This window comes from Anabaena cylindrica UHCC 0172 (assembly GCF_034931625.1).
Taxonomy (GTDB): domain Bacteria; phylum Cyanobacteriota; class Cyanobacteriia; order Cyanobacteriales; family Nostocaceae; genus Anabaena; species Anabaena cylindrica_A.
On the sequence record NZ_JAYGGY010000095.1, the window covers coordinates 35,012 to 55,932 of the forward strand.

The following is a 20,921-nucleotide window of genomic DNA, read 5'->3' on the forward strand; positions in this document are numbered from 1 at the left end:
AAATTTAACAAAAACTTTAAAAAATACAAAACATTAACTAATTATGTCTCTTGGTTCTTTAATCCTCAAACTCAGACAAAATTATCAGCATGGGCTGAGAACTGCTTATTATCGTGATGTGGTTAGAAATAAAATTCTCAGTTCTTTACCTATCAAAGATACGACTAGTAAAGATTGTGAAATTCACGTACTGACTTCTGCAAATGACTGGCTAAATTTAGTTTGGACGTTAAAATCTTTTTATCATTTTTCTAAACGTCAATATTCTTTATGTATTCATGATGATGGAACTCTAAATCAAGAAAATATCGCTACTTTACAATATCATTTTCCAGACGCACGGATTATTGACAGAAAACAAGCTGATGAAAAGGTTTTATCATTGCTGTCATCTTATCCACGCTGTTTAGAATTTCGCAAGACAAATCACTTGTCACCGAAAGTATTTGACTTTGCTTTATATTTAGAGAGCGATCGCATGTTGTTGCTCGACAGCGATGTGCTTTTCTTTCAAGAACCCAGTGTTTTGCTCCAAAGGATTGAAGACCCTGCCTATACTCTGAATACGGTTAATAGAGATGTTGCTAGTGCCTACACAGTTGATTCAGTGGTTGTAGAAAAACATTGTGGTTTTACTCCCATTGAACGTTTTAATTCCGGGTTGGGGCTTATTCACAAAGACTCTCTCAATCTGGATTGGATGGAAGAGTTCCTGGCTTTGCCCAATATTATCGGTCACTTCTGGCGAATTGAGCAAACTCTCTTTGCATTATGTAGCTCAAGATTTGGTGTGGAGCTATTACCACTAGAATATGATGTTCGTTTAGATAGGGGGATAAAAGAATGTCCTAGTAGACACTATGTAGGAAAAATTCGTCACTTAATGTACTTAGAAGGAATTAGACAGTTGGTAAAACAGAGCGGGTTAATAAAATGATGTCTAATGAACCTACTGAAATTCATGTATTAATGATGCCGGATTATTCAAAGGATAATCCTTATCAGACTCTTTTAAAGCGAGCATTGGAAGATGAACAAGTGATGGTTCATTTTCCCAAAGGATATAGACGCATACTGCCAATTTCTCGCTCAATATTAAGTCAAACCATAAAAATAAATATTCTGCACATACATTGGATCAACCCTTATCTGAAGGGGGAAAATCTTTTTGTATTTAGTGTTTATTCATTAAAGTTTTTACTCGATATACTAATTGCAAGAATATTGGGAGTTAAAATTATTTGGACAATTCATAATAGAGTGTCTCATGAATCAAAGTTTATCAAAATTGAAGTATGGGTGAGACAAGCACTATCAAGAATAGTTCACAGGATGATTATCCATAATAAGTCTTACCTTGGGGAAATTGCTGCCGATTTAAAGATGTCAGAGGAAAATTTTTCAATCATTGGCTATGGAAATTTTCAAGAAATCTATGATTCTAAAATCAGCAAAGATGTGTCACGTAATTATCTACAAATTGACAAATTAAAACGGGTATTTCTCCACCAAGGGAATTTAAGACCCTATAAGGGTACAGAGCAACTTATTACTGCTTGGAGGCAATGGGAAAAAAGTGCTAAGGATAGTATTCTTATTATTGTTGGAAAACCTTTAAATGACGACTATGCCGAGAAACTAAAAAAAGATATTGATCTAACAACAAGCATAATTTTCATTCCTGAGTTTATTCCGGATCATCTTATCGCATATTACTATAGTGCTGCTGATGTTGTTGTCTTGCCCTTTACTCAAATAACATCTCCAAGTAGTCTGATTCTAGCTATGTCATTTTCAGTACCTGTAATAGCTCCTAAAATAGGAGCCATTCAGGAGTTACTTGGAGAAACAGCATCATCACTACTGTATGATCATACTGATCCTGATGGACTTATGAATTCTCTAAATCGATCTGCAACAGTGGACTTGGTTGATCTAAGTTTGCAAATTGATAAAAGTTGTGCTAAACTGTCGTGGCTTCAAACCGCTAGAAGCACAAAAGCATTATATTTATCTACCATTTTAAGCTAAAAGGAAGGTACTAGTATGCACTTAATTCATAGAAAGACTTGTAGAGTCTGTGGATCTTCATCACTCACACCTGTAATTAATTTGGGAGAGCAATATTTACAAGGTTCGTTTATAAAGTCTGATAGAGACGATCCTCCTTTACGTAAAATTCCTACATCATTAGTTAGATGCAACCCAACAAAGGATGAAAAGGCTTGTGGGTTATTGCAAATGGAACATAGTGTGCCTCCAGAAATATTGTATTCAGTGTACTGGTATCGCTCTGGTACGAACAATACTATGTTGAATCATTTAAAAGAAATTGCTGAAGAAATATCCTGCATTCTACCTAATACTCAAGACCGTACAGTTCTTGATATTGGTTGTAACGATGGTACCTTGTTAAGGTCGTATCCTGATTCTTTCTATAAATATGGTGTTGATCCTTCTGATGTTGCAACACACATACAGAAAGATAAACTAGAAGAAAATATTTGTATTGTCCAAGATATTTTTCCCTCTGCCGAATTAGCATCTAGACTTGGAGGAAAAAAATGTGATGCTATAACCTCGATTGCTATGTTTTATGATCTGGAAGACCCAGTCAAATTCGTGCAAGAAGTTAAAAAAATTCTTGCTCCTCATGGAATATGGGTATTTGAGATGTCATATATGCCTAGTATGTTAGAAATGAATTCCTATGATACGATTTGCCATGAACACTTAGAGTATTATAGTCTTTCAGTAATTGAATACATTCTCAGAACTGCTGATATGAAAATATTCAATGTAGTACTCAATGATATTAATGGGGGGAGCATCAGATGTTACGCTACACACAATAACAATTTTGACTATAAATCTGAAACTTACAGCAAGAATATAAGACAACTTAGAATGAAAGAGTTTGAGATGGGGCTTGATACTGACAGACCATACAAAGATTTTCAAGACAGGATTAATGTCCATAAAAATAATCTTATTTCATTATTAAAAAGATTAAAGAAGGAAAACAAAAAGATACATATTTACGGGGCTTCGACCAAAGGTAACACAATTTTACAGTGGTGTGGAATAGACAATCGGATTATTGATTATGCAGCGGAAAGAAATCCTGATAAGTATGGGGCATATACGCTAGGTACAGAAATTCCAATCATAAGTGAAGAAGAGTCTAGAGCAATGAATCCAGACTTCTATCTTGTGTTGCCGTGGCACTTCAAGTCCGAATTTATGACTCGTGAGAAAAAAATCCTGGAAAAAGGAGTTAAATTTATCTTTCCTTTGCCAAATATTGAGATAGTAGGATCAGACTCTCAAATACCCATTAATTAGATAATAAATATTATTTAGATGATTGGTATGAAGGTGATAATTTTTGGAGCTTCTGGTCAGGATGGTTATTATCTTTCTCAACTTTTAGCGAAGGATGGTATTGATTTTATTTCAGTTTCTCGTTCCCAAGGAATAACTGAGAATTGGGTGAAATGTGATGTGCGTGACAGTTTGAAGACTTCAGAACTCATTAGTGCATATTGTCCAAATTATATTTTCCACCTTGCAGCAAATTCCAGCACAATACATGACCACTTGATTGAAAATTATTTAACGATTTCTGGTGGTTCAGTAGCCATTTTAGAAGCAGCATATAAGTTGAATAATGATTGTAGAGTATTCATTGCAGGTAGTGGACTTCAATTTGAGAATGAAAATATCCCCATATCAGAGACAGCAAATTTTAGGTGTAATACTGCTTACAGTATGGCACGTATTCAGTCTGTATATGCCGCTCGATATTTTCGCTCGATTGGATTGAAAGCTTACGTTGGTTACTTGTTTCATCATGAAAGCTCTCTTCGTAAGCCTTACTATGTGAGTCAGAAAATTGTTCAAGCAGCTAAAGCGATTGGAGCAGGTGAGGAAAGAATCATAGATTTGGGCAATATTGATATTCAAAAGGAGTGGTTATTTGCTAAAGATGTAAGCGAGGCAATCTTAACCTTAGTTAATCAAGATGTTGTATATGAAGCTGCAATTGGCTCTGGGCTTGCTTATTCAATCCGTGATTGGTTAGATTTATGCTTCAGGTTAATTGGTAAAGATTGGAATCCTTTTGTTAAGTTTGATCCAAGTTTGAGTTCTGACTATTCACGATTAGTTTCAGATCCCAAAACTATTATGTCACTTTCATGGCGGCCAAAAATTAGTTTTGATATGCTTGCTGAAATTATGATGTTGGGCAAGATATAAAGGCATTTATTGCTCCAAGTTTGGTATATTGAATGTGGTTTAATTTACTGAAAACAGTATAATCTGTTGTTATACTTACACGCAAGATTTTTTGAGGAAGATACAATATAATATAGGACTAATACACTGTACAAATTTTCTACTATAGTGTATGAACGAAATTCTGTGGTTTCATGCTTTTGGCGATTAAGTTTCGATACATAGCGATCGCTCAAAACTAAGCAAAAAATCACATTTAAATCCCCGAAACCCATACCTCATATCTGGTCTATCCTGTCAATGCGTAAGTCCTATAATATTTCCATTTTTGTAAAACTACATCTCATCTACTATCGCTATAGTAAGAATTAATGACGTTGTAATTCTGACACGGGGCGAAAAACAAGGTTGAAAATGAGACGGTGTAAAGAATGTAGACTATTGATAGCAAAAAAAGATAGGTCAAAATTTCCTTTTTATAAACTTAAGTATGAATCCAAAAGTCAGCATTCTTATACCCTGCTATAACTCAGAACAATGGATTGCAAAATCTATCGAAAGTGCCTTAAATCAAACCTACCCTAACAAAGAAGTCATTGTTGTCGATGATGGTTCTACAGATGGAAGTTTAGAAGTAATTAAAAGTTTTGGTGATTCTATTCGTTGCGAAACAGGTAAAAATCGTGGTGGTAATGTTGCACGGAATCGTTTACTAGAAATAAGTACAGGTAATTGGTTACAATACTTAGATGCAGATGATTATTTACTACCTACCAAAATTGAAAACCAAATCAATTTTCTAGCTCAGACTTATAGTGCTGATATAATCTACAGTCCTAGTATATTTGAGTATTGGCAAGCAGAAAATGTGAAACAAGAAATTTTGTCTATTACTGAACCTCATGATCCCTGGATTTTATTAGCTCTTTGGTACTTACCACAAACAGGAAGTCCGCTTTGGAAAAAACAGGCTCTTTTAGATGTAGGAGGTTGGAAAGCTGATCAACCTTGCTGTCAAGAACATGAATTATATTTACGACTTCTGAAAGCCGGGAAAAGATTTGAGTATTGTCATGACTCTGGTTCAGTTTATAGACAATGGAGTGAATCAACAGTTTGCAAAAAAGATAAAGCATTAACCTATCAACATCGTTTGGAAATTATAGACAAACTAGAATCACATCTGAAGTTAATTAATGAACTCAACAATGAACGTCTTTATGCTATCAATAAATCAAGGTTTGATTGTGCTAGGATGATTTGGTTGTTTAATGCGAGTTGGGCTAAAAGTATCATCAGAAAAATATATGATTTAGAGCATGGTTTTAAACCACCAATTTCTACAGCACCTTTATTTTATCAAATAATATATCATTCTTTAGGATTTGAAGCTGCTGAGATCACGGCAAAATTCAAAAGACAATTACTTACGTTAAATAAATAAACCAATCAGAAGTATGAATAACATTTTACCGAATTTAATTATTATTGGTGCCATGAAAAGTGGCACAAGCAGTTTACATAACTATCTTAATTTGCATCCAGAGATTCAAATGTCAAGTTTAAAGGAATTGGATTTCTTTATTCTCGAAAAAAACTGGAATCAAGGTTTAGATTGGTATAGTAATCAATTTCCCATGAATAAAGAAGCTAAAATATTTGGTGAATCCTCCCCTAACTATACAAAAAGTCATATTTTTGCTGATGTTCCGCAACGCATGGCTTCTGTGCTACCAGATGCTAAACTAATTTATATTCTTCGAGATCCAATTAAACGGATTTTATCTCACTATTTTCATCAATTTGTAGATCGTCAAGAAATGCGTTCACTTATTGATGCTTTGCAAGATAACAACAACAACTATATTAATAGTAGTAGATATTACTGGCAATTAAAAGATTTTTTATCTATTTACAAACTTGATCAAGTTCTTATTTTAACTCTGGAAGAGTTAGAAAAAAATCGTAATAAAACACTCCAAAAAGTATTTGATTTTTTGGGTGTTGACTCCTCCTTTGAACATCCAGCATTTTTACAAAATTATCATCTTTCTTCAGAAAAGCGAAGATTAACAAACTTAGGTCATACCATTTCTAAGTTACCATTTGGACTACGTTTTTGTAATCTTTTTCTTTCTTTCTTTGAAGAAAAAATTCAATACCCAGTTCTTGATGAGCAGGTTTTAATGTATCTTAAATCAGTATTATCTGAGGATATTGCACAATTACGAGCATTGACTGGGTTGAAATTCTCAGATTGGTATTTATAAATCCTTGGGATTGGCTTGACCTAACACAATTGTCAGATTAATTATGAAAATTATAGGCTACTGAAAATAATGGAAACACCTGCTTCTTTCTCCTTAAGTAACTCAGAAATTATCGATCTAGGACAACGTAGTCATGATGAACAAATAATAATATTTCTCCATATTCCCAAGGCTGGAGGTACAACAATTAATGGAATTATAAACCAGCAATACCGAAACGATTGTACTTTTCGATTTGACGGGATTGAAAATCGCTATAAATTGGCTGAATTAGAACAATATCAACGTAGTAAATTAAAACTAATTCGTGGACATTTTGCTTTTGGTTTACATGAGTTTTTATCTTGTTCAGCTAAGTATTTTACTCTTCTCAGAAATCCAGTGAGTCGAACAATTTCTCACTATAACTATCTTTGTCGTAGTTCCAGTTTACCTAATCATGAAAAAGTTAAAGGGATGAGTCTTAAGGATTATATACTCAGTGACTTGAGTAATAATAACCTCCAAACAAAAATGTTATTTGGTCTTAGCAATGTTCCTGCATATAGTGATGAAGAAATACTAACAACAGTTAAGCAAAATTTGGAAAAGCAATTTTCTGTAGTCGGATTAGTTGAGCGATTTGATGAAACTCTCTTTTTCCTAAAACAGGCATTTAATTGGCGAATTCCGCTTTACATACAACAAAATATAACTCCTCAAAATCAACATATTCAAAATAATATTGATAACAATATCATAGATATAATTAAGGAGAAAAATTCTTTAGATTTGGCATTGTATGACTATGCTCAACAACAATTTGAACACCAAATCGCCGAATCAAAAAAAGATTTTTATCAAAATTTAGAAAGGCAAAAACTAATAAATCAGTTGTATCAACCTTTTGGACGTACCTACAATTTAGCTAGACATTTTATGTTGAAACAATTAAAGAAATTTTAGCATGGTTATAATTTAGGTGGTTTATAACAAAACTAATTCCATAATTCATGCAAAATTAATAATGGTTCAATACTATATACATGATAGATGAAAATAGAACTGCCTGTTAGTGCTTTAATTCCGACACGAAATCGTTCAGAGCCTTTAAGAAGGACGCTTGCAAGTCTAGCTCAACAGTCGGCACAACCTATAGAAATAATTGTCGTGGATGGTTCAGATGATGATAGCACCAAAAAAATTTGTACAAGTTTTATTCCAGGATTAATCGCCAAAATTCACTATTATCGAGCAATAAAATTAGGTGCTGCTACTCAACGCAATCAAGCGATGGATTATGCAACTCAAAACACTATTTGGCTACTAGATGATGATATTTTATTTGAACCGGAATGTGTAGCTAGATTGTGGACTGCTTTACAAAGTGATCCGCACATTGGGGGAGTTAATTCAATGATTACCAATCAAAAATATTTACCTCCTGGACTTATTAGCAGATCGCTTTTTCAATTCCTACACGGTCATTATGAAAGTAGTTATGCAGGTAAATGTATTGGGCCTGCGATGAATCTCTTACCAGAAGATCGGGAGGATTTACCAGAAATAGTTGCCGTAGAATGGTTAAATACAACTTGTGTCCTTTATCGTCGCGAAGCATTACCACACCCCTTATTTCCAGAGATTTTTACAGGCTATTCTCTGATGGAAGATGTTACCTTATCCTTGACGGTTGGTAAGCTTTGGAAGTTAGTCAATGCTCGTACATCTCGCATTTTTCATGATAGTCAATCTGGTGATCATAAAAATGACCCGGGTGTTTTAGCAGAAATGGATTTAGTGAACCGTCATTATGTGATGACTCAAATCCTTGCTCGGAAGCAATGGCAGTATTATATAAAGTTAGCTGTACTGCAATTATTTGGACTTATAGCTTCACTAACAAAATTGCAGGGTTGGATTGATTTACCAAAGGTATTGACAGGAAAGATGCGGGCAATCAGCAAAATATTATCAGCCTAATTTTTATAAAAAAATACTATTATTAACGCATATACTGTAATGCTTTTTATTGATAAATCAAGCTTTTTGAACGAATTTTTTGAACAAATTATTTATAATATTAATTAATAAGGTTTAAACATGAATATCATACAATTTTGTTTCCTCAAAGGTAAGTGGTTAATTGATGGTTTAGAAAGTCGTTGGCGTAATTTTTATTATCGTACTTTAGGAGTCAAACTGCACGGTTATGTCTGGATGAAGGAAGTTGATATTCCACGCAACCATAGCGATATAGAAATTGAAGCTAATTGTGCGCTTGACAGGGGAGTTACTCTTGTGTGCAGTGGTGAATATCTTCCTCATGCTAAAATCATTATCGGCACAAATTCTTATATTAATCGTCACACCTTTATTGATGCAACCGAATCAATAATTATTGGTAAAGATTGCGCTATTGGACCAGGTTGCTACATTACGGATCATGATCATGGATGCGATTTGAGTTTACCACCTTTAGGACAACCCATGATTTCTAAACCTACTAGAATTGGAGAATATGTATGGATTGGAGCTAATGTCACAATTTTAAAAGGTGTCACAATAGGTGATCGCGCTATCATAGGTGCGGGAAGTGTGGTAACAAAAGATATTCCCTCTGGTGCGATCGCTGTAGGAGTTCCTGCTAAAGTAATTAAAGAGCGAATTTAACCATAAAAATCAACTTGTTGACTATTGACTTCACGGTGGTACTAAAAAATTTTAAGAAATGAATACTTGCAATATTACTGTGGTTATCCCAACGTATAACCGATTAAGTCAACTTTTAGAAACACTGGAAAAAATATCACAATGCAATCCCCAACCAAATGAAATCATTGTTCATATTGATGGCAACGATTCTACAACAGAACAAGGAATTATAAACAGCAATTTTCAAGATATTAAAATTATTAAAAACCCTCTTCAAGTAGGCCCAGGTGGTGGGAGAAATATAGCGATTAACCAGGCAGTAAACCCTATTGTCGCCAGTTTCGATGATGATTCCTATCCTATAGATACAGACTACTTTGAACGCTTACAACTACTCTTCAACAATTTTCCTCAAGCCGCTGTTATAGCAGCCAAGATATATCACATTAATGAAATCATTGAATCTGACCAATTAGCGGCAACATGGGTATCCAATTTTATTGGCTGTGGATGTGCTTACCGAAAAGAAGTATTTCAGCAAACCAGTGGTTACGTTAGCTTACCAGTAGCCTATGGCATGGAAGAAGTTGATTTGTCCTTACGTCTTCATCACATGGGTTGGGGTATTCTTGAAACTTCATGGCTAAGAGTCTTTCATAACACTCAATTAGAACACCACACCAACCCACGCATTACAGCTGCAAGCATCGCCAATCAAATTCTTTTAGCTTATTTAAGGTATCCTATCATCTTTTGGTGGTTAGGAATTGGACAGTGTATAAATCGGATTTTTTGGTTGTTCAGGCATGGCAGAATTAATGGAATTAAAGAAGGTATATTTATCATTCCTGAACTGATTAAACATCATCATCAAGAACGGCAAGTAATTTCTGCTAAATCATTAATATCCTACCTTAAATTACGTAAAAATACAGTTTTTGCTTTATGGAATCCAACTGTTCTGCCTTGAAGCAAGATATGACAATTTATCCAGATAATAAAAATCTTAAAATTTGCTAAATTTACTTTTCTGATTTTCTGAGGTGCGAGGATTTTTAATCATATATTTTTACCTAAACATTAGGGAAGAAATTGCATTAGAGATTATATTTTCAGTAATTTTTTAATTAAAAACTATCATCAGGCATTTATTATGCAACCTAAATTTTGCCTGATGGAATTAGTGTTTATAAAAATAATAGTTTATCTGCATAAATAATAAATTTATGGTTAAGGAAATTGCATGGATATTAAGTTTGTGATAAAACCGTTACATCTTTTTTCTGACCGTGCGAAAATGTCAATTATAATCAGGCAATATTAGCTCAAAATTTACAGCTTGGGTAAGGACTTTTTTTATAACCTGATCTCAAATGACAAAAGTTGAGTTAAGTTATATACGAATGATAAATACACGAGGAGTAGGTAACTATGGCAGTCATCACAGGGACTTCAGGCAATGATACGTTAGGCCCATCAAATCCTGGCGATATCTTAAGGGGTTTAGCTGGTAATGATGTTCTCACTGGTTCAACTGGTAACGAACAACTTGATGGTGGTACTGGTGCAGACACCATGAATGGTGGCACTGGTAACGATTCCTATGTTGTTGATAACCCAGGTGATGTAGTTAATGATCCAGATAAAGCAGTCATCAATACCTGGATTAGTTTTAATTTGTCTAACGTCATTGGAGGAGCAACAGATTTAACACTAAATCTACAGGCTGACGGTATTACCGGAACTGGATCATCAGGAAACGATTTAATCATCAGTTCTGCAAACAATACCATCATAATAGGTGGTGGTGGTGCTGATGTATTGAAAGGCGGAGATGGCTCAATAGTCAGGGGGGGAGCAGGTAACGACTATTTAGAAATTACTGGTAGTTCAGGTAATGGCAGGTTGATAGGTGGTGCTGGAGATGACACCTATGTGGTTCTTTCTACCAGTGGAAGCTTGTTCATTGATGAATACAGCGATGGTGCTAGTGGAACAGATACTGTTTTTACTACAGTAGACTTTTCTTTGACCACTCAAGCTGGAGTAACCTTTTCAGGCGGCAGTCAGATTGAGAACTTGACTCTTGCTGCGCCCGGTGCTGCTTCAAATTTAGTAGGCGGTCCGATTTTTGGTGAAGGTAATGGTGTTGATAATGTCATTATTGGCAACCGCCAAAATAATACCCTCAATGGATTGGCTGGTAACGATACCATTTATGGTTCCATGGGCGACGATACTATTGACGGCGGTACTGGTAATGATAGCTTATTTGGTGAAGATGGAAACGATACTTTAATTGCTGGTACCGGCACAGATATCTTGACAGGTGGTGTTGGTGATGATACTTACTTTATCGACTCCAATGACACAGTGGTAGAACTCGCTGGAGAAGGCAGTGATACAGTGAACGTTAGTGGCAGTTGGGCTACTAGTGCAGAAGTTGAATTCATTAATATCACTGGAACTAGTACTGTCAACATCACCCTAACTAACACTGTCGGTACTGTTGTTACTGGAAATAGTGCTAGCAATTCACTCGTAGGTGGCAGTGGTGCTGACACTCTGAACGGGGGTGCTGGTGTTGATAGTCTCACAGGTGGCGCTGGTGCTGACACTTTTGCCTTTGGTGGCGTTGGTTTAAGTGCAACAGGATCTACTTCAACTTCTATTAGACAAGATACAATTACCGACTTTACCGCTGGAACAGATAAGATTCAACTTGATAAGACAAATTCTTTCGGTTCAATAGGAACTATTGCTACTGATTTCTTCGCAGGTAATTTTGGTGCAAGTAATTCTGGCATGGGTGCTAGAAGCGAACGCATTGTTTATAACTTGGATACTGGTGCGTTGTATTACAATGAAAATGGCAGCACTGCTGGTGCTGGTGCTGGTGGTTTCTTTGCAACCTTGACTGGAAATCCCGTTTTAACAGCAGCAGATTTTACAATCGTTTAATTGTCACAGTTGATCTACAGGGAATCATCTTTCAAAACTAAACCTTGATATTCACTTACTTAGATCCCTGGCTTCTGGCAGAAGTTAGGGATCTAGTTTTTTTATAAATAAATTCCTGAGTCAATGCCTAAAGCACCTTATCATTGGATATCATGTCAAATCGGAGCGCGGGAAAACTACTCTATACCAAGAGCTTTACACCAAGAAGGACAGCTTGCTCACTTAATTACAGATGCTTGGGTATCACCTCAGTCTGCACTGAATTTTTTACCTAAAAATATCTTAACTAATTTACGGGAAAGATACCAATCAGATTTAGAACACGCATCTGTTCATGCTTTCAATAGTTCTCTAATTCAGTTTGAATTAGCTCAACGCCTACAAAAAAACACAGGATGGGAACGAGTTATTGCTCGCAATCAATGGTTTCAACAGCAAGCAGTCAAGACTTTAACTTCACTAGCTGACCAATTTACAAATCCTCCTATCCTATTTTCTTATAGCTATGCTGCATTAGAATTATTTAAATTTGCTAAACAACAGGGATGGTACACTGTTCTAGGACAAATTGATCCAGGAATTCAAGAGGAAATTATTGTCACTCAAGAGTATGACCGATATCCTCAATATCGTGGAAACTGGCAACCTGCACCTGTTGAATATTGGCAAAGTTGGCGAGAGGAATTTAATATGGCGGATACCATTGTCGTAAATTCTTTTTGGTCACGCCAACTCTTGGAAAAAACAGGTGTTGATTCTGAGAAGATTCATATTATTCCCTTGGTACACACTCCACCAGAAGGCGCTAGTAACTTTGTCCGCACTTACCCAGAATCATTTTCTCAAGAGCGCCCTTTAAGGGTATTATTTTTAGGACAGGTAATTTTGCGTAAAGGAATTGCGGCTGTATTAGACGCAGTGCAGTTACTTGAAGGATATCCTGTTGAATTTTGGATTGTTGGTTCTCAACAAATAGAGATTCCACTACATTTGCAAACCCACCCGCAGATTCGTTGGGTAGGCCATGTTAATAGAAGTGAAACAGCACAATATTATCAGATGGCAGATGTGTTTTTGTTTCCTACTCTTTCTGATGGGTTTGGTTTAACACAACTGGAAGCGCAAGCGTGGAAATTACCTGTTATTGCTTCTCGTTGCTCTGGTGAAGTAGTTGTAGATGGTGTAAATGGTTGGATTTTGGAGGAAGTGAGTGGTGAAAAAATTGCTAATGTGATCAACTGTATTTTGCTCAATCCTGTAAAATTACCAGTTCAATGTAATACTTTCAATTCAACCCAAAAAGTTGACCTTACAAATCTATTTACTTCCTTACAAAAATGTTTGATTTGAAAATTAAGGTTAAGTAAAAAATGAATACTTTAAAAGTTAATTTCTATTCTATTGTTCCTTCTCCCTATCAAAGAGACTTATTTTATGACCTGTCTCAAATTCCTGGGATAAATATTACTGTATATTATTTAGAAGCTGCCTATAATATCTACCCCTGGCCTAAAAAACCGTTAAATTCCTACGAAAAAGTTTTGCCCGGATTTGTTCTGAGTTGGGGAGGATCGAGATTTCATGTTAACTGGCATTTACCTAACATTAATCAATCAGATGTAATTGTTATTAATGGTTATATGAATACAACAGCACAATTGCTGTTGAGATTGTACGGTAGACAGATACCCTGTGTGTTTTGGGGTGAAAAAATAGTGGGTTCTGCTGGTGGATTAAAAAGTAAGTTACAACATTTATTTGCAGAAAGTTTAACACAATGTAGTGCGATCGCCGCTATAGGTTCAGTAGCTGAAGCTGATTATAACAAAAAATATCCTGGTAAGCTGATTGTAAATATTCCCTATTACTGTGACCTCAACGCTTTTAATCAAAATCTACCCCAACGCCCCCGTACACCCATAAAAATTTTATTCTGTGGGCAAATGATAGCTCGTAAAGGAGTGGATATTCTGCTACAAGCTTTCAACCGCTTAATAGAATACGGTTTACAGGTAAAGTTACTCCTGGTGGGACAAGAAGCAGAACTGCCTCAGATGCTAGAATTGCTGCCAGAACAAACACGGCAAAACATTGAATATGCAGGTTTTCAAGCACCTGAAGACTTACCTGAATTTTTTAGTCAGGCAGACTTGTTTGTATTACCGAGTCGTTATGATGGTTGGGGTGTGGTAGTCAACCAGGCCGTTGGGGCGGGTTTACCAATTATTTGTTCAGATGCGGTAGGTGCTGCCTATGACTTAATTAAACCAGGTGAAAATGGTTATTTATTCCCCAGTGAAAATATTGATGCTTTAGTAGAAATTTTGAAAAACTATATACAACACCCAGGTAAAATTCAAATTGCCAGTGCGGTTTCTCTTCAAATATCAGAATTAATATCACCCCATTTTGGCGCTCAACGTTGGTGTGATCTACTTAAAAAATTGATTTAAAAATTTCCGTTTTCTATGAAAAATCTCAATTTTGGACTATTAATAGTCTAACTATTTGCTTATGAATCTTTTAACTAATTCACATTATCCAGAATCAAGATCGCCCTCAAAAAAGATCCGTATTGCCAAAGCAACATGGACAGGAACATTCACATTACTTTTTGGTTTAGCTATAGCATTTATACAGTTAAGTGTAGACATGGCTCCCAGTTTCATGGCTAGTCAAGTAGCTATTGTAGCAGGGGTGGCAATAACTGTTAGCATCTTGTTTGATAGTAGGCGGGGATGGAACAATTTATTTCGAGCCGATCTACTTTGTATATTAGCTCTTTATTTCTTAACACTGGTGGAGTTTTTATACCCACAGACAAAGTTCGACCAACGTTTGACCTCTGAGCAAACCATCAAAGCGATCGAAGTTTTACTAATAGGGTTTGGTGGTTTAGTAATTGGTCGTCATATCGCCTTTTTTAAACCAGCACCACCCGAATGGTTAGATTTTAGTAACATCCCTGATAAGACCCTTTTTCGTATCTTCTTGATATCAGCTTTTTTAGCCTATTTTTATATATTTATGTCAGTTGACTTCAATCTTGTAAAAGTAGTTGAAGCTCTGCTGCGTCCACGCTTTGCCGTCCCTTGGGGACGAGGAAAATTTGGTGACTGGCGAGTATTTTTGTCTGAATTGAGTTTATTCGCGTATGTTATACCTCCACTGACAGGTATTATTTGGAATCGCCGCCAGTCTTTTCGCTTTTCGCAGATATCTTTAGTAGTTTTCATATTTGCTTTTACCCTGTTTTATGGATTTTCGGGGGGAACTCGCAATGTTTTAGCTGCCTATATTGCTACATTCATGGCTGGATATTTTTTGACATTACAACGTCCAACTTTTTTCAAAATAGCTATTCCTACAGCTATTATGGGATATTTAATGGTATTTGCTACCCGTCATATGCTTGGTTTTCGACAGATGGGTATTATTAATTATCTAGCTACAGGAGCTTATGCTAGTGAGAAAGTGCAAGATACCCTTTCAGTTGACTACAACCTTTGGAGTATTGGTTTATTAGTAGATGCTTTTCCCAATAAACATGATTTTTTAGGACTTGAACTTTTGTTTGTATTCTTAACTAAACCCATACCTAGAATACTATGGCCGGATAAACCAGAAGGTCTGAGTACATCTATAGAACAAGTAGTAGGTGCAGATGGTTGGACAGTTTCTGCAACTTATATTGGCGAAACCTATATGATGGGCGGTATATTTGCTGTAATATTAGCATCCCTTTGTTTAGGAATTTTAGCTAATTGGTGGTCACGTACAGCAGCTTTCCACACTTCTGGTTACGGTATAGTCGTTAATGCACTGGGCTTTTTCACAGCAGCGATTTCTATGCGAAGTCTGATTGTATTCACTACATCAATGTTACCAATTGTGGGGCTAATTTTTATTGCTAAAACTTTTCCTGGATTGTTGGGTATTAAACGCTTACATCATCAGTACCAGAGAAAATAACTATTGTGAGTATCCTCTAAAATGAAAGTTTTACACATAATTCCTTCTGTCAGTCCTAAATTGGGTGGACCAACTCAGGTAGTATTGAATTTAGTCAGGGCTTTAAGATCAGAAGGAGTTGATGTGGAAATTGCTACCACTAATGATGATGATGGACTGTTGCTAGATGTGCCATTATCTGGATGTGTAGAATACCGAGGATTACCTGTTTGGTTTTTTCCACCTGCGGCTCGGATTAAAGCATTTTTACCTTCTCCTGTATTCACACAATGGCTATGGAAAAATATCAAAAATTATGATGTTTTAGATAATCATTATTTATTTTCTTATCTTCCTAGCTGTGCTGCTGTTTTTGCCCAGTGGCAACGAGTTCCATATACAGTAAGAACTATGGGACAATTAACGCCTTGGGCATTGGCACAAAGTAAGTTAAAAAAGCAAGTTTATAGTTATTTAATTGAAAAACGCAATTTAAATAATGCTGCTGCCATTCACTGTACATCTGTAGGTGAAATGGAGGATGCGATCGCTTTTGGAGTGAAGCCGCCAAAAATTGTTTTACCGCTGGGAGTTAATTCTCCCACATTAATTGGTGACGCTAAATCTCAATTGCAATATCGGTATAATGTTGCTCAAGAAGTTCCGATTATTCTTTTTCTCTCCCGTCTGCACTACAAAAAACGTCCTGAACTGTTAATTCAAACATTAGGTGAGTTAAGGAAACAAGAACAGAACTTCCATTTGCTGATTGCTGGTTCTGGAGAAGATACGTACGTTCAATCTTTGCAGAAAATGGTCGCATCTGTCAATATCACAAACCAAACTTCATTTGTCGGGTTTGTGAGTGGATATGAAAAAGATTTGTTGTTACAAGGTGCTGATTTGTTTGTACTGCCAACTTATTCGGAAAATTTTGGTATTGCTTTAGCAGAAGCGATGGTGTCCGGTTTACCAATTATTACAACTCCAGGTGTGCAAATCGCTCCAGAAATTGAAGAAGCTGAAGCTGGAATAATTGTAGAAGGAGAAATAGAATCTTTAAAAAGTGCGATCGCTCATCTTTTAAACAATCCCCAATTGCGGGAACAAATGGGTCAAAATGGTCGTCTACTGGCTCTGCAACGCTATTCATGGCAAACAGTTGCTAAACAATTAGCCTCTGCTTACCAAGATGTTCTGAATCAAGAAAATCTGCTGTGATAGTATAATACCAATCACATCAACGATTTGGAAACACATTGATTCTATCCATGAGCCAATTGTATTACCAACTGAAAAAATATTGGATTCTCAGTTTAGCCAGTTTTATCATAGTTTTTCTGAGTATTATCCCTATCAGAATTGCGATCGCTTCTTATCAAGCGCCTCAACCCCAAGCTATCTTTACCCTTGGTGGCGGACCAGAACGAGAAAAATTTACAGTCCAATTTGCCCAAAATCATCCTAATTTAGACATCTGGATTTCTAGCGGCATACTCCCAGCTCAAGCCTTTGCCATTTTTGAGGAAATGGGCATTAGTACAGAGCATATTCACCTTGACTACCGTGCTGTTGATACAGTTACTAACTTTACTACTCTCGTCCACGATTTCCACAACCGCCATATTAAACATATTTATCTAATTACCTCGGATTTTCACCTTCCCAGAGCTAAAACTATAGCCACTCTAGTGTTAGGTAGTCAAGGCATCACCTTTAGCCCCATTTCTATTCCCTCTGAACGACCCAGAGAATCTATTTTTCACATTCTTCGTGATAGTGGACGCTCTTTATTATGGATTGTGTCAGGTCGTACCGGAGCAAGTTTAAACCCCCGTTTTCATTCTCCATTGTATGCGTCTAGATAAATACATCCTTGGCAGTTATAGTCCCGGTGCATCCTAGCCTTCAGCAACTTTTGTGGTACTTCCTTGGTTCACCTTTAGTTAAAAGTCATTAGGTTGCTAATTTCATCAGTAGATGATTATTTATGCAGGTAATCCGGCGCAACCTGTTAAAAAAAGGCGAATAGGACAAGCAGAAGATTTTTTTCCTAATTCTGTTCAAGAATGAATAGTACATACACATAAGCGATTACGCTTTGACTTGAAATATATTTAACCATTAAGTATAGATAACTGAACAGCCAGAGTGTAGAATATGAACATAATCTTTCTGGCATCGAACGATACAAAGCAATCTTCGCTATTTATCGTCATTGCATTCCAGATTTTCAGACTCTTCTAATGCTGATAGCATAAAATTTAGATGATGAAATTCCCACTTGCTTGATGTTGATCAAATTATCACAGTGAAAGAAAAGAAGCAGTCCAATAAATTATCTTATGTTGAATAAAAAAATAAGTATGAAGTAAGCAAATATTTTAGAGTTTACCATCCTCATACAAGTTGTGTCTATTTTGACATAATGCCAAACGTAAAAAAACAAAAATTAACTAAATAATTATCTAATCCAAATCCATGAACAATCAAAATTTTAGTAAAATTCCAACTTTTAACGAGAATGGTAGAGCAATTATTACACCTGAAATCTTGCCATCTCAAAACTATTCATCGTTTGAAACAGAGGATGATGATGATAGTCTAAAAGACTTTTTGGGTGTTCTCCAGCGGCGAGCATTAATTATTACAGGTGTTGTTTCTGTGATTATGGCTACTGTAATTTATTCAACGCTTAACGAAGAAAATATCTATCAAGGTAACTTTCAGCTTTTAGTCGAACCTGTTAGTAATGATAGCAGCCTAGGACAAATACCTCTTCCAGATTCTAGTATCTCTAAATCTAATCTAGATTACGACAGTCAAATTCAAGTTCTCAAAAGTCAGGAAATAATGAAAGACGTTGTAAAAAAATTACAATTTGCTTATCCTGACATCAATTATAATTCATTAATTGGAAATTTAACTATTCGTCGTTTAGGCACGACTAAAATCCTAGATATAAGCTATAAAAACCAAGATCGTCAACAAATTGATTTAGTATTAAAAACAATTTCTAAATTTTATTTAGACTACAGCTTAGAAAAGCGTAAAACCAAGTTAAATCAAGGCGTTCAATTTGTTGAAACCCAACTACCTGCGATCAAAAATCGAGTTGATCAATTGCAACAAAAACTACAAATATTTCGGCAAAGATACAATTTTATCGACCCAGAAACCCAGTCTGATGGAGTTGAGTCACAGATTCAAAAATTGGGAGAACAACGACTGGCAATTGATCAACAATTAGCTACGGCTCGTGCTAGTTATATTAGTTTATCAACACCAGAAGGACAACAGGCAACATTAAATGATGCACCTATATATAGTCAATTAATATCTCAACTCCGCCAATTAGAATCCCAGTTATCTGGAGAATTAGTTCGTTTTCAACCTGATAACCCAGCTATAGAGTCATTACAAGAAAAAAGGCAAAACCTCTTACCTCTGATTGAAGATGAGCAAGAGCGGTTTGTAGGTCTCAAATTGGCTGAAGTAACTGCTCTAATTCGGAAGCTAGAGGTAGAAAGCCAAGAATTGTCTAGAGTAGAACAACAAACAAAGCGCAAGTTTGAGCAATTACCAATTTTAGCCAGACAATATAGTGAAATTCAGCGTAGTTTACAACTTGCTAATGAGAGTCTCAATCGCTTTTTAGCTACCCGTGAAAATCTAGTAATTCAAGTAGCTCAAACAGAACTTCCCTGGGAATTAATACAACCACCACATCAATCGGCCTTACCTCTATCTCCAAATATTCCCCGGAATTTGTTGATGGGATTAATTAGCAGTTTAGCAGTAGGAATTGGTATTGGCTTTCTCCTAGAAAAAATGGACAATACCTATCATACTATCGAGAGCCTGAAGGAGAAGATAAAATTGCCTTTTTTAGGCACTCTTCCCACCGACAAGAGTATCTCAGGTTATCAATCTCCTCATCTCAAGATTAAAGGGGTAGAAACAGAAATGAAATTAGGGAATGTTTCCACTAAAAATGGTTGGTTCTCTAATCTTTTCCGCCGTGAAATTACAGGTGATAATTACTACGGACAAGGACTATTTTTTGAATCTTTACAAGTTCTTTATGCTAATATTCAGCTACTCAATTCTGATCAACCGATTCGCTCTTTAACTGTTTCTTCTACTATGCCTGGAGATGGAAAAACTACAGTTTCCTTTCATTTGGCTCAAATAGCTGCTGCATTAGGAAAACGAGTATTACTTGTGGATGCTGATCTACGCCGCGCTCAGGTTCACAAACTATCAAATTTGCATAATCTATCGGGATTAAGTAATGTCATAGCTTCCAATATGCCAGTTGAACAGGTGATTCAGCAACTACCTGCGATGAATTCATTATCTGTGATTACGGCTGGACCTGTACCACCAGATCCCGCTAGATTGCTCTCATCAGATAAAATGAAGCAATTAATGGAATATTTTAGTCAAAATTTCGACTTGGTGATTTATGATGTGCCGCCAATGTTAGGGTTAGTTGATGCTAGACTTTTGGCACCGCAAACTGATGGGATGCTGTTGGTGGTGAGGATTGATAAAACAGATAAGTCGGCGTTAATGCAGCTTCAGGATAGTCTGAAAAATTCTCCTATCAATGTTTTAGGTGTGGTTGCTAATGGAGATAAGAAAAAATTAACTAGCTATAATTACTACTATAGTGCTGGCAGGGAAGCTAGACGCACCTAAATTTTAGCTTATGTAATTGTTGTAGCGATCGCATTTTTGCAGTGTGGAGAAGATGCGATCGCTCTGATTTATCAGATCAACAAGTAACATTCAACACATTTATTTATTATCCATTAGTTAACCCGCATATAGTCATCAGAACAATAAATCTGGGGATCGCTT

General features: G+C 36.0%; 17 protein-coding genes. All 17 read left to right on the forward strand.

Annotated features, from left to right (window positions below):
- Positions 1–43 precede the first annotated feature (43 nt).
- The 17 genes from VB713_RS21300 (at position 44) to VB713_RS21380 (ending at position 20,759) form a co-directional block, all read left to right on the forward strand.
- Entirely contained in the window at positions 44–937 is an 894-nt protein-coding gene (locus tag VB713_RS21300; protein ID WP_323313505.1) for a hypothetical protein, read from the forward strand.
- On the forward strand, positions 934–2,031 hold the full coding sequence (locus VB713_RS21305) for a glycosyltransferase family 4 protein (RefSeq protein ID WP_323313506.1): 1,098 nt from the start codon (positions 934–936) through the stop codon (positions 2,029–2,031). The genes VB713_RS21300 and VB713_RS21305 overlap by 4 nt, the downstream gene beginning before the upstream one ends.
- A gap of 15 nt (positions 2,032–2,046) precedes the next feature.
- Positions 2,047–3,345, forward strand: a complete 1,299-nt coding sequence (locus tag VB713_RS21310; RefSeq protein ID WP_323313507.1) for a class I SAM-dependent methyltransferase — start codon at positions 2,047–2,049, stop codon at positions 3,343–3,345.
- Between the two features lie 18 nt (positions 3,346–3,363).
- Positions 3,364–4,260 carry a GDP-mannose 4,6-dehydratase gene (locus VB713_RS21315; protein WP_323313508.1) on the forward strand — a complete coding sequence of 299 codons (897 nt, stop codon included), beginning with the start codon at positions 3,364–3,366 and terminating at the stop codon, positions 4,258–4,260.
- A gap of 469 nt (positions 4,261–4,729) precedes the next feature.
- Entirely contained in the window at positions 4,730–5,683 is a 954-nt protein-coding gene (locus VB713_RS21320; protein ID WP_323313509.1) for a glycosyltransferase family 2 protein, read from the forward strand.
- A 13-nt stretch (positions 5,684–5,696) separates the two neighbouring features.
- Positions 5,697–6,509 (forward strand): sulfotransferase, encoded by an 813-nt coding sequence (locus tag VB713_RS21325; protein ID WP_323313510.1) that lies wholly within the window; start codon positions 5,697–5,699, stop codon positions 6,507–6,509.
- A 69-nt stretch (positions 6,510–6,578) separates the two neighbouring features.
- Positions 6,579–7,454 carry a sulfotransferase family 2 domain-containing protein gene (locus VB713_RS21330; protein WP_323313511.1) on the forward strand — a complete coding sequence of 292 codons (876 nt, stop codon included), beginning with the start codon at positions 6,579–6,581 and terminating at the stop codon, positions 7,452–7,454.
- A gap of 87 nt (positions 7,455–7,541) precedes the next feature.
- A complete protein-coding gene (locus VB713_RS21335; protein WP_323313512.1) occupies positions 7,542–8,471 on the forward strand; it encodes a glycosyltransferase family 2 protein in 930 nt (309 codons plus the stop codon).
- 120 nt (positions 8,472–8,591) lie between these two features.
- Entirely contained in the window at positions 8,592–9,161 is a 570-nt protein-coding gene (locus VB713_RS21340; protein WP_323313513.1) for an acyltransferase, read from the forward strand.
- Positions 9,162–9,240: 79 nt separating this feature from the next.
- Entirely contained in the window at positions 9,241–10,113 is an 873-nt protein-coding gene (locus VB713_RS21345) for a glycosyltransferase family 2 protein (RefSeq protein ID WP_323313514.1), read from the forward strand.
- A gap of 461 nt (positions 10,114–10,574) precedes the next feature.
- Positions 10,575–12,104 (forward strand): calcium-binding protein, encoded by a 1,530-nt coding sequence (locus VB713_RS21350; protein ID WP_323313515.1) that lies wholly within the window; start codon positions 10,575–10,577, stop codon positions 12,102–12,104.
- A 123-nt stretch (positions 12,105–12,227) separates the two neighbouring features.
- Positions 12,228–13,454: a glycosyltransferase family 4 protein gene (locus VB713_RS21355; protein WP_323313516.1), complete on the forward strand. Its 1,227-nt coding sequence runs from the start codon at positions 12,228–12,230 to the stop codon at positions 13,452–13,454.
- A 20-nt stretch (positions 13,455–13,474) separates the two neighbouring features.
- Positions 13,475–14,557, forward strand: coding sequence for a glycosyltransferase family 4 protein (locus VB713_RS21360; RefSeq protein WP_323313517.1), 1,083 nt, complete (start codon positions 13,475–13,477; stop codon positions 14,555–14,557).
- Positions 14,558–14,618: 61 nt separating this feature from the next.
- Positions 14,619–16,076 carry a hypothetical protein gene (locus tag VB713_RS21365; RefSeq protein WP_323313518.1) on the forward strand — a complete coding sequence of 486 codons (1,458 nt, stop codon included), beginning with the start codon at positions 14,619–14,621 and terminating at the stop codon, positions 16,074–16,076.
- Positions 16,077–16,097: 21 nt separating this feature from the next.
- Positions 16,098–17,276, forward strand: a complete 1,179-nt coding sequence (locus VB713_RS21370) for a glycosyltransferase (protein WP_323313519.1) — start codon at positions 16,098–16,100, stop codon at positions 17,274–17,276.
- Positions 17,277–17,326: 50 nt separating this feature from the next.
- Positions 17,327–17,923, forward strand: coding sequence for a YdcF family protein (locus tag VB713_RS21375; RefSeq protein ID WP_323313520.1), 597 nt, complete (start codon positions 17,327–17,329; stop codon positions 17,921–17,923).
- 613 nt (positions 17,924–18,536) lie between these two features.
- Positions 18,537–20,759 (forward strand): polysaccharide biosynthesis tyrosine autokinase, encoded by a 2,223-nt coding sequence (locus VB713_RS21380; protein ID WP_323313521.1) that lies wholly within the window; start codon positions 18,537–18,539, stop codon positions 20,757–20,759.
- The last annotated feature ends 162 nt before the right edge of the window (positions 20,760–20,921 follow it).

What these genes read in the sequence shown, in the direction of transcription:
- VB713_RS21300 (WP_323313505.1), top strand. Translation starts at nt 44, where the DNA reads ATGTCTCTTGGTTCTTTAATCCTCAAACTCAGACAAAATTATCAGCAT.
- VB713_RS21305 (WP_323313506.1), top strand. Translation starts at nt 934, where the DNA reads ATGATGTCTAATGAACCTACTGAAATTCATGTATTAATGATGCCGGAT.
- VB713_RS21310 (WP_323313507.1), top strand. Translation starts at nt 2,047, where the DNA reads ATGCACTTAATTCATAGAAAGACTTGTAGAGTCTGTGGATCTTCATCA.
- VB713_RS21315 (WP_323313508.1), top strand. Translation starts at nt 3,364, where the DNA reads ATGATTGGTATGAAGGTGATAATTTTTGGAGCTTCTGGTCAGGATGGT.
- VB713_RS21320 (WP_323313509.1), top strand. Translation starts at nt 4,730, where the DNA reads ATGAATCCAAAAGTCAGCATTCTTATACCCTGCTATAACTCAGAACAA.
- VB713_RS21325 (WP_323313510.1), top strand. Translation starts at nt 5,697, where the DNA reads ATGAATAACATTTTACCGAATTTAATTATTATTGGTGCCATGAAAAGT.
- VB713_RS21330 (WP_323313511.1), top strand. Translation starts at nt 6,579, where the DNA reads ATGGAAACACCTGCTTCTTTCTCCTTAAGTAACTCAGAAATTATCGAT.
- VB713_RS21335 (WP_323313512.1), top strand. Translation starts at nt 7,542, where the DNA reads ATGAAAATAGAACTGCCTGTTAGTGCTTTAATTCCGACACGAAATCGT.
- VB713_RS21340 (WP_323313513.1), top strand. Translation starts at nt 8,592, where the DNA reads ATGAATATCATACAATTTTGTTTCCTCAAAGGTAAGTGGTTAATTGAT.
- VB713_RS21350 (WP_323313515.1), top strand. Translation starts at nt 10,575, where the DNA reads ATGGCAGTCATCACAGGGACTTCAGGCAATGATACGTTAGGCCCATCA.
- VB713_RS21355 (WP_323313516.1), top strand. Translation starts at nt 12,228, where the DNA reads ATGCCTAAAGCACCTTATCATTGGATATCATGTCAAATCGGAGCGCGG.
- VB713_RS21360 (WP_323313517.1), top strand. Translation starts at nt 13,475, where the DNA reads ATGAATACTTTAAAAGTTAATTTCTATTCTATTGTTCCTTCTCCCTAT.
- VB713_RS21365 (WP_323313518.1), top strand. Translation starts at nt 14,619, where the DNA reads ATGAATCTTTTAACTAATTCACATTATCCAGAATCAAGATCGCCCTCA.
- VB713_RS21370 (WP_323313519.1), top strand. Translation starts at nt 16,098, where the DNA reads ATGAAAGTTTTACACATAATTCCTTCTGTCAGTCCTAAATTGGGTGGA.
- VB713_RS21375 (WP_323313520.1), top strand. Translation starts at nt 17,327, where the DNA reads ATGAGCCAATTGTATTACCAACTGAAAAAATATTGGATTCTCAGTTTA.
- VB713_RS21380 (WP_323313521.1), top strand. Translation starts at nt 18,537, where the DNA reads ATGAACAATCAAAATTTTAGTAAAATTCCAACTTTTAACGAGAATGGT.